This window comes from Aliiglaciecola sp. LCG003 (genome assembly GCF_030316135.1).
Taxonomy (GTDB): domain Bacteria; phylum Pseudomonadota; class Gammaproteobacteria; order Enterobacterales; family Alteromonadaceae; genus Aliiglaciecola.
Map to the genome: position 1 here is coordinate 1,486,982 of NZ_CP128185.1, position 14,167 is coordinate 1,501,148.

At 44.5% G+C, this 14,167-nt stretch carries 11 protein-coding genes and 1 tRNA gene; 8 read left to right on the forward strand and 4 right to left on the reverse strand.

Translation table 11 applies throughout. The features are described from left to right. Positions 1-23 precede the first annotated feature (23 nt). From QR722_RS06285 to gloB, 3 genes are read right to left on the reverse strand one after another with little or no spacing between them, the layout of a single operon-like run. The gene (locus tag QR722_RS06285; RefSeq protein WP_286286304.1) at positions 24-1,010 is read right to left on the reverse strand and encodes an ion transporter; all 987 of its coding nucleotides are present in this window, start codon (positions 1,008-1,010) and stop codon (positions 24-26) included. Positions 1,011-1,020: 10 nt separating this feature from the next. Further along, positions 1,021-2,697: a LysM peptidoglycan-binding domain-containing protein gene (locus QR722_RS06290; protein ID WP_286286307.1), complete on the reverse strand. Its 1,677-nt coding sequence runs from the start codon at positions 2,695-2,697 to the stop codon at positions 1,021-1,023. 40 nt (positions 2,698-2,737) lie between these two features. Beyond that, complete coding sequence (gene gloB / locus QR722_RS06295; RefSeq protein WP_286286309.1) at positions 2,738-3,511, reverse strand: hydroxyacylglutathione hydrolase; 774 nt, start codon at positions 3,509-3,511, stop codon at positions 2,738-2,740. 77 nt (positions 3,512-3,588) lie between these two features. Between gloB and QR722_RS06300 the strand changes: the two genes are divergently transcribed. Further along, positions 3,589-4,362, forward strand: a complete 774-nt coding sequence (locus QR722_RS06300) for a class I SAM-dependent methyltransferase (protein WP_286286311.1) — start codon at positions 3,589-3,591, stop codon at positions 4,360-4,362. Positions 4,363-4,588: 226 nt separating this feature from the next. Then, entirely contained in the window at positions 4,589-5,662 is a 1,074-nt protein-coding gene (locus QR722_RS06305; protein WP_286286314.1) for a methyl-accepting chemotaxis protein, read from the forward strand. 131 nt (positions 5,663-5,793) lie between these two features. Here QR722_RS06305 and metG read toward each other — a convergent pair whose 3' ends face one another. Further along, positions 5,794-7,821, reverse strand: coding sequence for a methionine--tRNA ligase (metG, locus tag QR722_RS06310; protein WP_286286315.1), 2,028 nt, complete (start codon positions 7,819-7,821; stop codon positions 5,794-5,796). A gap of 107 nt (positions 7,822-7,928) precedes the next feature. On the opposite strand from metG, the gene apbC reads away from it, so the two are divergent. From apbC to QR722_RS06340, 6 genes are all read left to right on the forward strand, one after another. Further along, positions 7,929-8,990, forward strand: coding sequence for an iron-sulfur cluster carrier protein ApbC (apbC, locus tag QR722_RS06315; RefSeq protein WP_286286317.1), 1,062 nt, complete (start codon positions 7,929-7,931; stop codon positions 8,988-8,990). 100 nt (positions 8,991-9,090) lie between these two features. Continuing rightward, a complete protein-coding gene (gene dcd / locus QR722_RS06320; RefSeq protein WP_286286319.1) occupies positions 9,091-9,687 on the forward strand; it encodes a dCTP deaminase in 597 nt (198 codons plus the stop codon). Between the two features lie 231 nt (positions 9,688-9,918). Further along, positions 9,919-9,995, forward strand: a tRNA-Pro gene (locus QR722_RS06325). Between the two features lie 351 nt (positions 9,996-10,346). Beyond that, positions 10,347-11,708, forward strand: a complete 1,362-nt coding sequence (locus tag QR722_RS06330; protein WP_286286321.1) for an MBL fold metallo-hydrolase — start codon at positions 10,347-10,349, stop codon at positions 11,706-11,708. Between the two features lie 74 nt (positions 11,709-11,782). Beyond that, positions 11,783-12,781, forward strand: coding sequence for an AraC family transcriptional regulator (locus QR722_RS06335; protein ID WP_286286323.1), 999 nt, complete (start codon positions 11,783-11,785; stop codon positions 12,779-12,781). Between the two features lie 173 nt (positions 12,782-12,954). After that, positions 12,955-14,163, forward strand: a complete 1,209-nt coding sequence (locus QR722_RS06340; RefSeq protein WP_286286325.1) for an acetyl-CoA C-acetyltransferase — start codon at positions 12,955-12,957, stop codon at positions 14,161-14,163. The last annotated feature ends 4 nt before the right edge of the window (positions 14,164-14,167 follow it).

Genomic DNA, 14,167 nt, shown 5'->3' on the forward strand with positions numbered 1-14,167 from the left:
TATTTGTCTATTGTTTAAATAAACTAAGCGCTTTTCCAACGCTGATGGGAAACGTGCACTTTTATCAATTCAATACATTCATTAACCACTGCAAGTACCTCTATATCCAGCTGATGATCTTCGGCAGAAAAACGACCAATGCCATGCTCAACAAAATCATCTATTTTGTCTGCGGTTATATCTTTTAACAAGTTTACAATCGACTGAGTGACAATGTCAGTGACAGCTTGCTCGAGCGTACGCTCTATGGTGGAGCCCAATACAGGGACTAATTTCAAGGTGGATATTTGCGGGTTACCGCGCACCGCTTTACCCACACTATCGTTCACATGCTGACGAACAGACTTTCCATGCTCATTATGCTCGATAGACTCACCAATATGAGTGAGCACAGAGGCTGTCCACTGAGATAGTATGGGTAATCGAGTGGCAATAACATTGCGACTGATATCTTCAACCAAAGGGGAGCCGGCCGCGATATCTTTTTGTGCATCAGTTAATACTTTAACCACGATCCGATCTGACAACTCTTCGACTAATACATCATAATAAAAGCCCATAAAACGGAATAATGCGGTGCTTCTTAAATCGATTATTTGATACTTATGCAAGCGGTGCAGTATGGAGAAAATCCGCAAAAATCGAAATATCCTAGCCGCACCCAAAGGAATACAGCCGACTAAATCATACCAGTGAATAAAAGGGAAAAAATACCACCTAAAGTAAGTCTTGCGATATACCGCGGCAATCCAGCGAAAACAGAACTCAGTTAAAAACACCGCGACAAAAACTAAATCGATTAATAAAAAATTAGCATGCACAGGCGCGTAGGAATCTACTATTCCCGGGGCTATATAATTGAGACTTTGGCGGAAAAAATCTGTCGCATAAAGTGAATCAAATATAATCCATGCAAGATTAATCATCAGCAATCCAAGCATGCTCAAATCAAGTATTAGCCACGGTCCTTCGTGGCTTTTGAGTAAATTGGAGCGATTAAAACCGAGCATAATAGTCCTTTTACGTGCGAGTGACGTCGACAAATACTTTCAGTTTTTGACCTGGTTGAAGGTATTTGGACAATTTGTCCTGATTCCAACGCTTGAGATCATTCAATTTAACTTTAAATCTATTTGCAATGCGGGCTAACGAGTCTCCGCGTTTAACCGTGTAAGTTAAGCTGCGCATTACCGCATCTTGGCTTTGTTGTTCAGCTACTTGATTGACCCAGATCACCAATTCTTTACCTGGTCGCAAAGGATCAGTAGGGGCCATGCCATTCCATTTAGCTAGGCTGCGCAAGTTAACCTTATATTTGCGGCTCAAATCCCAAAATGTGTCTCCGGACTTTACGGTATGGGAGAGTTGATGGCTAGCATGTTGTTTGGCTTGGGTTGCGACAAGGCGCTGATCTTGTGACATTGAATAGGATTCTAATGATTTTAGCGCCACAGGCACTAATATATGCTCGCCCACTCTTATCATATTGTCGTTCATATCGTTGACCGCTTGTATGACGTCAACTGTGGTGTAATATTGCTTAGCTAATTTGAGTAAACTGTCGCCGGGTTGAACTTTATGTCTTACCCAATTAAGCCGTTTTTTATCGTCCAAGTCATTTAGCGCCAGGGTAAAACTATCTGCTTTTTCAATCGGTAATAATAAGCGATGGGGTCCCTTAGGATCAGTTGCCCAGCGATTGAAGCCAGCGTTTAGGGCATGCAGTTCTTTCAAGGTGATGCCGGATAAATCGGCGGCTAGCGCGAGATCGATCTGGCTGCCTATTTCGACAACCTTGACTCGCGGACTATTAGGAATAGCTGGCCAATCGAATGCTTGCATGTCAGCTTCTTGCAGGATACTGCTCAGGGCCAGTAGTTTTGGTACATAAGCGCGAGTTTCCTTAGGAAGGTCCAGAGACCAAAAATCTGTTGGTTTGCCGGCTTTTTTATTGCGTTTAATCGAACGTTTAACCCGTCCTTCACCGCTATTATAGGCTGCTAATGCGTGCAACCAATCACCATCGAACATCTTGTGTAAGTAGTTTAGATAGGCAATGGCGCCTTGAGTGGATGCTACTACATCGCGACGACCGTCATACCACCAGGTTTGTTTCATACCGAAGCGCTTCCCTGTGCCAGGAATAAACTGCCACATACCCGCTGCACGGCCGTGAGAATAGGCAAAAGGGTCAAAGGCACTTTCAACAATAGGCAATAGCACTAATTCTAACGGCATCTGATTCTTTTCGATTTCTTCTACAATGTAATGTAAGAATGGTTTCGCTCTGGTCGCTACCCGACCCATGTAGTTTGGGTGTTGCAAATACCAGTTTTTTTGCGCTTTAACGCGATTATTGTCGGGGATGTCAAAATTCAGTTGTTGCTGGATGCGGACCCACAGGTTCTCACTACTTTGTGGATCAACGGGTGCTAGCAATTCAACGTAGTTGTCAGGCTCGGCATCTAACTCGACTATTTCAGCCGGATGCGTAACGGGTATTGTCCCTTGCGAGGCAGACGTACAGTCGAATAATTCCTCGGCCAACTTATGCTGTTGCTCACAGCTTAGGTTAATTTGTTCGGCAATTTGTTGTTCTTGCTGTTTTTGTGATTCAATTTTTTGTTGTGAGTGTAAATCGGTTGCCTGACAGCCCGAGAGCAACATAACCAATCCGACGAGTCCTAGTTTAAACATGGTTGCGCCTTGTGGCTTATGGGTGATGCAGAGCATAAGACTAAAAATTGTCTTTCCAGTGCCTGACTGCGGCAAATACTTCATCTTCGTTGGGCAACGACCTGCCAACATAGTGTTCTGCATTGTGTTTTATTTCATCCTGTTGCGCACGTAAAAATGGATTGATAGCGATTTGTTGTTTAATGGTTGTCGGTAACGTTGGCTTCCCTTGGCTGCGACATTTTTTTGCCCATTGAGCATACTCGACCAATTGTTGGTTGTTAGGCTCAACCTGTAATGCAAATTTTAAATTGGCCATAGTGTACTCGTGGGTACAATAGACCACCGTTTGTTCAGGGAGTTGCATTATTTTTTTCAGCGAGTGGAGCATTTGTTGTGGTGTTCCTTCAAATAACCTTCCACAACCGGCAGAAAACATAGTGTCGCCACAAAACACTAGGCCATTCCCGTAATAAGCAACATGGTCAAGGGTGTGCCCTGGTACCTCAATAACCTGAAAAGTCATGTCCAACCCCGCCAATTCGACCTCATCACCCTGCTTAACACGTTGAGTTAGGCCACTGATATTACCATAATCTGGACCCAAAACCCCAATGTCAGGATATACCTGAGTAAGTTGCTCGATTCCACCAGTATGATCCCAATGATGATGGGTAATCAAGATCCCTTTAAGAATTAGTCCGTTGGCGTTGCAAAATGCAATAACTGGCTCAGCGTCGCCAGGGTCTACTACCCAACAATTGTGGGTGTCATGCAAACACCAAATATAATTATCGGTAAAAGCAGGTATGGGGGATACTTGTTTGTCATTCATTGAGGTTGTAGCTTGTGTCGGCTTATGATTCTTGTACTATAAGAACTTGTTTGATGTCGCGCAATTATTTGAACTAAATGAAACCAGCATTACGAAGCAAAAAGCCCATTTATCCAATAAATTGGGACGAATTACCCATGGGATTGCATCTGCAATCTCATTTGGAACAGAGCTTAGTGCAAAGTACCGGGCGATTTTTCGGATATCATTTAGTTAAAGTTGGCTGCCTGAGCGGCCATATTGTGCTTGCTGATTGCACCATTAAACACATTGTTAATGTGATTAATCAAGAATGCGTGAAAACCCAGGCTGACACCGCAAACAGCCAAGTGATTGCTGATGCCCATGAATTACCCTTCAGTGAAAACAGCATCGATGCTTTTTTACTCGCCCACGAACTGGATTTTTCTAGAGACCCCCATCAAATATTACGGGAAGTGGATAGGACATTGATCCCAAATGGACATGTGGTCATTGTCGGGTTCAATCCCTTTAGTTTAGCTGGTGTATTTCGCTTTTTACCGCTCAAGGGTAATAAAACTCTGCGCGAAGCTCGCTTTTTTAGCAGTGTACGTATTAAGGATTGGCTTCACCTACTTGGCTTTGAAGTCATCGAACAGCAACAACTCGCTTTTACCAGCTTGATGTTCAGTAAAAAACATCGTGTCTTTGCCGCTATTGAAAAATTATGTCGTCGCTATTTACCTATTTTTTCCAGCATTTATGTAATAGTAGCGCGCAAACGTGTCATACCTTTGTCGCTCATAAAGCCAAAATGGAAGCCCGCCACCAAATTTTCAGCAGTCGGTGCTAGTATGCGAGGGAGTATTAAAAATAGTACTGGCAATTAAAATCGATATCAGCAACCTACTGCGGAAAATTACTAGGCTAGCAGCAACTTTGCCTATTTGGCCGCTAATCTGATTAGTCTTTAGATAACTGCAGAGCATCGGCAGTTACAAAATGTATAAAAAAATTTGCTGTAAAACTAAAAATGGTCGATAACTAACTGCTAGGTATTTGATAAATGATTGTAAATCTTATCTACCACATCGAATTTGGGAACTGGGGTCCAATATGTTTTTTAAGAAAGTAAACGAAGAAGATCAAAAAAAAATCCGTGACTTAACAAGTGAGAATCAAGCACTGCAGCGTCAAATTGAAGACTTGCATGGGCAACTATCGGTGGCCCATGAAGCTGCGGCTCAACAAACAACAGATAGCTCGGAAGCACAAATAGTGGCTGAGGTTATGTTGGATGGACAAAAGTCTTTGAGTTCAGTCAAAAACTCGCTGCAAATAACCGCATCTACTTTGGCGGCTGAAAGTACCAAAGCGAAAAATGCCCAAGCGTTATTCACTGGCTCTTCAGAAATACTCGATGAAGCGGTAACAGGCTTAACCCAAATTGATGCAATGGCAGCCAAAGGTGTGACTCATGCAGGTGAACTATCGGGTTTAGCCAGCAGCATTAGCAGTTTTGTAGGCGTCATCAATTCAATTGCGGAACAGACCAATTTGCTAGCATTGAACGCTGCAATCGAAGCGGCTCGTGCTGGTGAGAGTGGACGGGGATTCGCTGTTGTGGCAGAGGAAGTGCGTAATTTGGCGTTGCGTTCATCGGAATCAACCCAAGAAATCAATAATCTGGTTGAGAAAATAGAAGAAGGAACACGAAATATTGAATCCAATATTAATGAAGTGTCATCTCAATCTAAAGAACTGGTATTAAAAACCAGTGAAGTAAAAGACAAGGTTAGCCAAGTTTTAACTTTGTCGACTTCAATGAGTAATACCATTAGTGACTCAGCCGCACGCACATCTCTGGCCAACGCTCAAATTGATCATATGGATGTTAAACGTGCTGTTTACAGCGGTATTATTGGCAATGGTGACCGTTCGACTAGTGCCATTGGTGACGAGTCAAGTTCAGAGCTTAACCGTTGGATAAATACTTTAGGGGCCGAAGGAAACTCTTCTGGAGTTCGCAGTGTTGAACAAGCTAATCATAAAGTGTTTGAAGCCGCACGTTTGGCCCTCAGTAGTGCAGGAGAGCATATTGACAGTCGCGTGTTGGAAGCATTGAATAATATGGAAAAAGCCAGCTCAGACTTAATGCACAAAATTGATAGTTTAGTGACCTCAGTTTAAGCGTGAATTAGCAATAACCAGATCAATTTTTTTGCTCGGTACTAAAAACACAAAGGCGTTCATTTGAACGCCTTTTTTTATCCTGCTGATAAATCCCTCACGCAGGGATAATACGGGGTTGTTGGCAGCGGTTATTTCACTTTCATACCCGGTTGGGCACCTTCATGTGGCTCTAATATCCATAAGTCTTCACCACCTGGACCCGCTGCAAGCACCATGCCTTCAGATAAACCAAAGCGCATCTTACGTGGTGCTAAATTGGCAACCATCACGGTCAATTTGCCTTCCAAATCTTCAGGCTTATAAGCAGACTTGATCCCAGCAAATACCTGACGTGATTCACCGCCTAAATCCAGTTGTAAGCGCAATAATTTGTCTGCGCCTTCCACATGCTCAGCTTTAGCGATTTTAGCGATGCGTAAATCGACTTTAGCAAAGTCATCAAAACTAATGGTTTCACCAATAGGATCTTTGGCAAGTGGGCTGTTTAGATCAACTTTTTTAATCGGCTCTAGGTTTTCTTTGGAATCATCAATCACGGCGTTTACTTTGTCCATGTCAACACGCTGAAGCAGTGCTTTAAATTTATTAATTTTGTGGTTAGTTAAGCTAGTGGCCGCGCTTTCCCAGTCCAAACTATCATTTAAAAATGCTTCGGCCTGTTCTGCTAGCTTTGGCAACACCGGCTTGAGGTAGACCATAAGAATACGGAACATATTAATACCCAAAGAGCATACGTCATGGGTTAGCTGTTCTTTACCCTCTTCTTTTATGGTCACCCAAGGTGCCTGAGCATCGATATATTGATTGGCTTTATCGGCCAAGCCCATGATTTCACGGATAGCACGGTTATATTGGCGCTTTTCAAATGCTTCTGCGATATCCGCTGAGGCGAGTTGAAATTGGCTGAACAGTTCAGGCTTAATGATGTTTTCGGATAAGGAACCATCGAAGCGTTTAGTGATAAAGCCGGCACAACGACTGGCAATATTGACCACTTTCCCGACTAAGTCTGAATTCACTTTTTGCGCAAAATCTTCCAGATTTAAATCAATATCGGTCACACCATCACTGAGCTTAGACGCATAGTAATAACGTAAGTACTCTGGGTTCAAATGGTTAAGGTAGGTACGGCCTTTGATAAAAGTACCGGTCGACTTAGACATCTTGGCACCATTTACCGTTACGAAGCCGTGCACATTTACTCCAGTGGGTTTACGGTAGCCGGCGCCTTCAAGCATGGCAGGCCAGAATAAACAATGGAAATAGGTAATGTCTTTGCCGATAAAGTGATAAAGCTCGGCATCTGAATCAACATTCCAAAAGCTATCAAAATCGATATCATGCTGATTACAATAGTTTAAGAAACTGGCCATGTAGCCTACCGGCGCATCTACCCAAACGTAGAAAAACTTGTTGGGCGCACCGGGAATTTCAAAGCCAAAGTAAGGCGCATCGCGACTGATATCCCATTGTTGCAAGCCTTCTTCAAACCATTCTTTTAGTTTGTTAGAAATCTCTTCTTGCAAGGCCCCACTGACTAACCACTCTTTGAGCATACCCTCAAATTTTGGCAGATCGAAAAAGTAATGCTCAGAATCTTTCAAGATGGGCGTAGCACCGGATACAACAGAGCGCGGATTGATCACTTCTGTTGGGCTATACGTTGAGCTACACACGTCACAACTGTCGCCATTTTGGTTTTCCGCACCGCACGAAGGACAGGTACCTTTGATAAAGCGATCAGGTAGAAACATTTGTTTTTCTGGATCAAACAACTGACTAATAGTGCGTTTACTGATGTAACCGGCTTTATCTAGACGATTATATATTTCTTCACACAATTGCTTATTTTCATCGGAATGAGTGACATAATAATTGTCATATTCTATATGAAAATCCAGCAAATCTTGATTATGCTCAGCACGGGTCTGCGCCACCATTTCTTCTGGCGTGATCCCTAACTCTTGGGCTTTTAACATAACCGGTGTGCCATGTGCATCATCAGCGCAAACACTGTAGCATTGGTGGCCGCGCATTCGTTGAAAACGAGTCCAAATGTCAGTTTGAATGTGTTCCAACAAGTGTCCTAAATGAATAGATCCATTTGCATAGGGCAGGGCGCTGGTAACGAGAATTTTGCGTTGCTTATTTGGCATGTGTGTATGTGTGTCTTGATAAGTTAAAAAAAGGACGCAAATGGTAACGAAAATGCGGCCTTATTGCATTAGCTAAACAACATAAATTAGATGAAAAGGAGTCAGCTTTGTCGATTAAATTGTCAAACGCAGCCGATCGAGGGCAAATTTATACGGCAGCCGCTACCATTTTGGGTATTTCCGAAGCGCAACTGGCACAATGCAGTCAGATTTCTGGCGAACACTTGAGCTTCGCGCTGCCGTTTGCCTGTCAACAAGACCAGTCCTTGCTCATTGATACCTTGGTTGAGCTGGGTATGTCAGCTTCCAATATCCATTTTTCCATCGCCATTGAGGCCAAACAAACCAAAGTTAAGCGTCTGCCTCGGGTCAAAAATATTATTGCGGTAGCTTCGGGTAAAGGTGGTGTAGGGAAGTCGGCTACCAGTGTTAACTTGGCCTTTGCGCTGCAGGCGCAAGGTGCAAAAGTCGGTATTTTGGATGCCGATATTTATGGCCCGTCGGTGCCCATTATGTTGGGCAATCCTGATGCCCATCCGCAAAGCGAAGATAATCGTCACATGCAACCAATTGAATGTCATGGGGTAGTGGCCAATTCGATTGGGTATCTGGTTGCGCCTGACAGCGCGTCGATTTGGCGAGGGCCGATGGCAAGCAAAGCTTTGCAGCAATTAGTGAACGAAACCTTATGGCCGGATTTAGATTACTTGATAATAGATATGCCGCCGGGCACCGGTGACATTCAATTGACCTTAGCCCAACAGGTGCCTGTTACGGCAGCGGTAGTGGTGACCACCCCGCAAGATATTGCGTTGGCTGATGCCATAAAAGGTATTGCCATGTTTAACAAAGTCAACATTCCTGTGCTGGGTGTAATTGAAAATATGAGTTACTACCAATGTCGTCAGTGTGGTCACAAAGATTTTGTGTTTGCCAGTGGTGGTGGGCAAAAGCTGGCTAGCCAATATGCGGTAGAGCTGCTCGGCCAATTACCATTGGACATCCAAATTCGCCAACATGCAGATGGCGGCGAGCCGCTGATTGTCGCCGAACCAGATAGCGAAATCAGTCAAGCATATCTGCTGGCGGCGAAGAATTTGTCACGTAAACTGGCCTTTAATAAAGACATTGGCAAAGACAATAGTATTCAGGTTGTTGAAAAACATTGAACAACGCCATCGCGACGATCATAATGGCGGCGCTTGAACACACAATACCGACTCGTCGGTAAAAGCCACCACTTGAACTAACCAAAAAAGAGCAACAACCATGCGGTTATGTGACAAAGACATCTATCAATATATAAAAGACGGCAAAATTGTAATTACACCACAGCCGGATTATTCAGAAATCAGTGGTGTAACGGTAGATATCAGATTAGGTAACAAATTTCGTGTATTTGAAGACCATGCTGCACCTTTTATTGATTTAAGTGGACCTAAAGCACAAGTCCAAGAAGCGATGAACTCGGTGATGAGTGATGAAATTTTGGTGGCCGACGATAAATCGTTTTTTCTGCATCCGGGTGAGCTTGCACTAGCAATGACCTATGAATCAGTGACCTTGCCAGCCAACATCGTCGGCTGGTTAGACGGACGTTCATCTTTGGCGCGCTTAGGATTGATGGTCCATGTGACCGCACACCGCATCGATCCTGGCTGGTCTGGCAATATAGTCTTAGAGTTTTATAACAGTGGTAAGTTACCGCTGGCACTTAAACCTAAAATGAAAATAGGTGCGATAAGCTTCGAAGTCTTATCGGATTTCGCCGAAAAGCCATACAACTCAAGAGCAGATGCCAAATATCGAGGGCAAGACGGCGCCATTGCCAGCCGCATCAGCGCTGATGAGAAAGAATCCAAATAGCGGTTAGGGAAGTACCTTATACGAATGGATGGCTTCCCAATCCACACTGAAGCCAATTGCAATGGTTTAGCTGTCAATATTCAACCAATAAAAATGCTGTGAATTGACCAGACCTCCACCAAGGGCAAAGCAGCCCAAGCAAAGAACTGCACAAAGAATCAGCATTTAAGCTCAGAAAACACATTTGCCATTGCAAAGCGGCAAAAAATAAGTAAACTGCCCAGCTTCGGTCGGTGTGTAGCGCAGCTTGGTAGCGCACTGTCATGGGGTGTCAGGGGTCGGAGGTTCAAATCCTCTCACACCGACCAATTAATTCTTCTTCCCCGCTCTGTTAGGCTCGATTTACTGCTTTGTAATTCAACTACTCTCTACAATTTAAATTCACCTTTGGCTGTGTAAACAGGTTTCCATCTATAAGCTGTAACGGCTACATATTTGCTGGGAAATATTTACATAGGCTGATCGTATTTATGAGCTTTTTCCCTATTGTTTACTTTTTCTATACGAAAGTCGTCAGCGACATATTCCCTCCCGAGTCACTGTTTATCCACTTCTTAGACCCTTGCTTAGAATAAAATTGCTGTGTTTAGTAGTAGGCATTTTTCTTGCTTTAATAGCGCTAAGAGATTTATTTTAAGAGGACTACGAGGAAATTATTGATGTTTATTGAAACGATTAAAACCCCCGGATTAGCACATCTTTCTTATATTCTAGGCTCAGCAGGGGAGGCCGTTGTGATTGACCCTCGGCGTGACATTGATATCTACGTTGATGTAGCTGATCAAAACGAATGCCGTATCACCCATATTTTTGAAACCCATCGCAATGAAGATCTTATCAGCGGTGCGCCAATACTCTCACGCTTAACTGGAGCCGAGGTATTACATGGGCCCAATGCTGATGGTGACGTTCAATACGCTAAAACCGTTACACAAGGGCATCAAGTCAAAGTGGGTAGTTTGACGTTGGAAGTACTAGAAACGCCAGGGCACACTAAAGATAGTATTTGTATACTGATATTTGACCAAGATTATTGTGAGGGGCCGGTGGGTATTCTTACTGGCGATACGTTGTTTGTGGGAGATGTCGGCCGTACTGACTTTTACCCACAAGAAAGGGAGCATGTTGCAGGGTTACTTTATGATAGCTTGCAAAAAATCAAACATCGCGCACCTGAAGCTATTATCTATCCGGCTCATGGCGCCGGCTCGGTGTGTGGTGATGGTATGGCGGATCGAGAATTTTCAACGGTGCAGCATGAAATTAAAAACAATCCGATGCTCAAAATTTCCGATCGTACAGAATTTATAGATAAAAAAGTCGCTGAGCATCATTACATACCACCCTATTTTTCCGAAATGGAGCGACTCAACCTGAAAGGCGCATCAGCGTATTCTACTCCTCAGGTTATTTCGCCCATTCCCGCTGACCAACTGATTGAGTTGCAGCAGCAGGGCTATAAGGTTATCGATGTGCGTAGTATTGAATCCTACCTTGGTGCCCATTTGCCGGGTAGTTATAGCTTGCCCGTCAGTATGATCACCTCGTTCGCGGGATGGATGTTTGATAACGATGCGCGCTTTATTCTCATTGCAGATGAACAGAAGATGGCCAGTTGCGCGGCGCTGCACTTGGCGCGCATCGGCTATGCAAACTGTCATTACTATTTCTCCGACAGCTTGGCTGCGGTAGCAACTGGTGGCATGCAGTTTGAAAGTTTAGATGTGGTAGATGCCGAACATGTTAAAAGCTTAATTGAGCAAAAATGGAATTTATTAGATGTTAGGAAAGTAACGGAATATGAACAAGGCCACATTGCGGGTAGTGAGCATGTGTTTTTAGGCCACTTAGACAAGCAAATATGTCATCTAGCAAAAGACAAAAGCTACATCACCATGTGCGCTAGTGGTATGCGTGCGACTATCGCCGGTGCATTCTTACAAGCTAATGGCTTTAATAACGTAAAAGTTTTTATGGGCTCGATGGGGGCGTGGAAAGCCAAAGACTATCCAGTAGAATAACGTTAAGGCGGTGGCGAGTTTTAAAAGTAATCTTCGTTGAGGCAATCTAAAAGCAATAGCGTTACACTATTCGGATGACTCATCGAATAGCTAATATCATCGTTAACGCCCAGCTCAGCGCTATTGCTGATCCGGTTCTGCGTCGCACCTTTTTGCACAGCGTCGGCATAGATGAGCCATTGTTAGACGATCAAGAGGCGCAGCTGGATGCGACCGCCTTTGCTCGTCTAATGCGAGTTTGTTACAACCAGCTTGATGATGAAGCTATGTGTTTCACCCATAAGCCTTTGCGTGTTGGTACCTTTCGCATGATGTGCCATGCAACTATTGGTTGTGGCAATGTGCGTCGTGCGATTTTGCGTATCGCAGAATATTTCCGCCTGCTAAGTGATGAGTTTCATTTTGAATTGCAGGAACATGGTGAAGAAGCCGGTTTCGTGATCCAGCATAAGGCAAAACCAGAGGTCAACAATGACTATTTTATTGCCATGTTGTTTACCATTTTCTGGCGTTATCTAGCCTGGTTGATGGACGCCCCGTTGTTGTTGAACCGCTGCTATTTTGCCTTTGATGGGCAAGGATGGCCACAGCATACCCAGTCTGTGTTTAACTGCCCGGTGTTTTTTCAACGAAAACAAAATGCCATTATCTTTCCCGAATCCTATTTAAATCAGGTTATCAAGCAAGATACTCACAGTCTCGGTCAATTTCTGGCCAACGCACCAGAGAACATTTTGAGCCGCTATGAACCGCAAACAAGTTGGTCAGCCAAAGTTAAGGCTCAACTTAGCGAGTTGGAGGATTTCGAAACTACAAGTCTGGAGTCAGTGGCAAATACCTTTGATTGCTCTGCGCCTACTCTGGCCCGCAGGCTGCGGCAGGAAGGTCATCAATTTCAGCAAATCAAGGACAAAGTGCGCAAGGCCCGTACCATTCATTTACTATTAAATACCGATTTGCCCATCAGTCAAATATCCTCTCAATTGGGCTTCTCAGAAGACGCTGTGTTTTATCGCACATTCAAAAAATGGACTGGACTGACGCCTAAATCCTATCGGGTTTCCCACCAGTAAATCGTAACAAAACCTTTCCTAAACTTATCCCACCTAAAAGAGATGATTAAAAATGTCAGGTTTTGCGATCATAATCATCATGTTTTTTTGAGCGCTGATTGCTTAGTGTATGACTAACATTGCTTGGTCGAGGCTCTTTGCATGTTCTTGACCTTAGATTAGAGAGGAAATATATGACAACCGAAGCGCTTATCTTTGATGCTGTGCGCACGCCGCGGGGCAGAGGCAAAGCATCCGGATCTTTGTACGAAGTCAAGCCCGTCACCTTATTAAGTCAGCTACTTAACGCTTTGCAGCAGCGCAACGGATTTGAGACCCATGCGGTGGATGATATTGTTATGGGCTGTGTTACACCAATTGGCGATCAAGGCGCCGATATCGCTAAAACTGCAGCCTTGGTGGCAGGTTGGGAAGATGATGTAGCAGGGGTAACGCTGAATCGATTTTGCGCATCTGGGCTTGAAGCAGTCAACATGGCGGCTATGAAGATCCGCTCCGGCTGGGAGCATCTGGTAGTCGCTGGAGGCGTCGAGTCCATGTCTAGAGTGCCTATGGGTAGCGACGGTGGGGCGTGGGCGATGGATCCTGAAACCAACATCAATACTGGGTTTATGCCGCAAGGTATAGGGGCCGATTTGATTGCCACCTTAGATGGCTTTAGCCGTGATCAGATTGATCAGTTTGCCATGAACTCCCATCACAAAGCGGCAAAAGCTTGGCAGCGTAAAGCCTTTGCTCGGTCTATTGTGCCGGTTAAAGACCGCAACAATCTGCTCATTCTTGATCACGATGAAACCATCCGTGCCGATAGCACCTTGGCCACACTGGCCAAGTTGAAACCGTCATTCTTGCAGGCGGGTCAGTTAGGTTTTGATGCGGTTGCTAAGCAAAAGTACCCTTGGGTGGAGCACATCAATCATGTGCACACGCCGGGTAACTCTTCGGGCATTGTAGACGGTGCAGCGGCGGTATTGATTGGCAGTGAACAGATGGGCAATCGCTACGGTTTGAATCCACGTGCGCGAATTGTATCTACCGCGGTGGTTGGTACAGACCCTACAATTATGTTAACTGGCCCTGCTCCTGCTGCCCGCAAAGCGCTGGGTTTGGCTGGTTTGAGTGTCGCCGATATTGATTTGTTTGAGGTAAATGAAGCCTTTGCCTCCGTAGTGATGCGTTTCCAAACAGAGTTGCAAATTGATCCGGATAAAATCAATGTAAATGGCGGAGCTATTGCGATGGGGCACCCACTTGGCGCCACCGGAGCGATGATACTTGGGACCTTGTTGGATGAACTTGAAGTGCGTGATTTGCGCTATGGTCTGGCTACGCTGTGCGTGGGCGGGGGCATGGGTATTGCCACTATTATTGAACGTGTATAGGAGG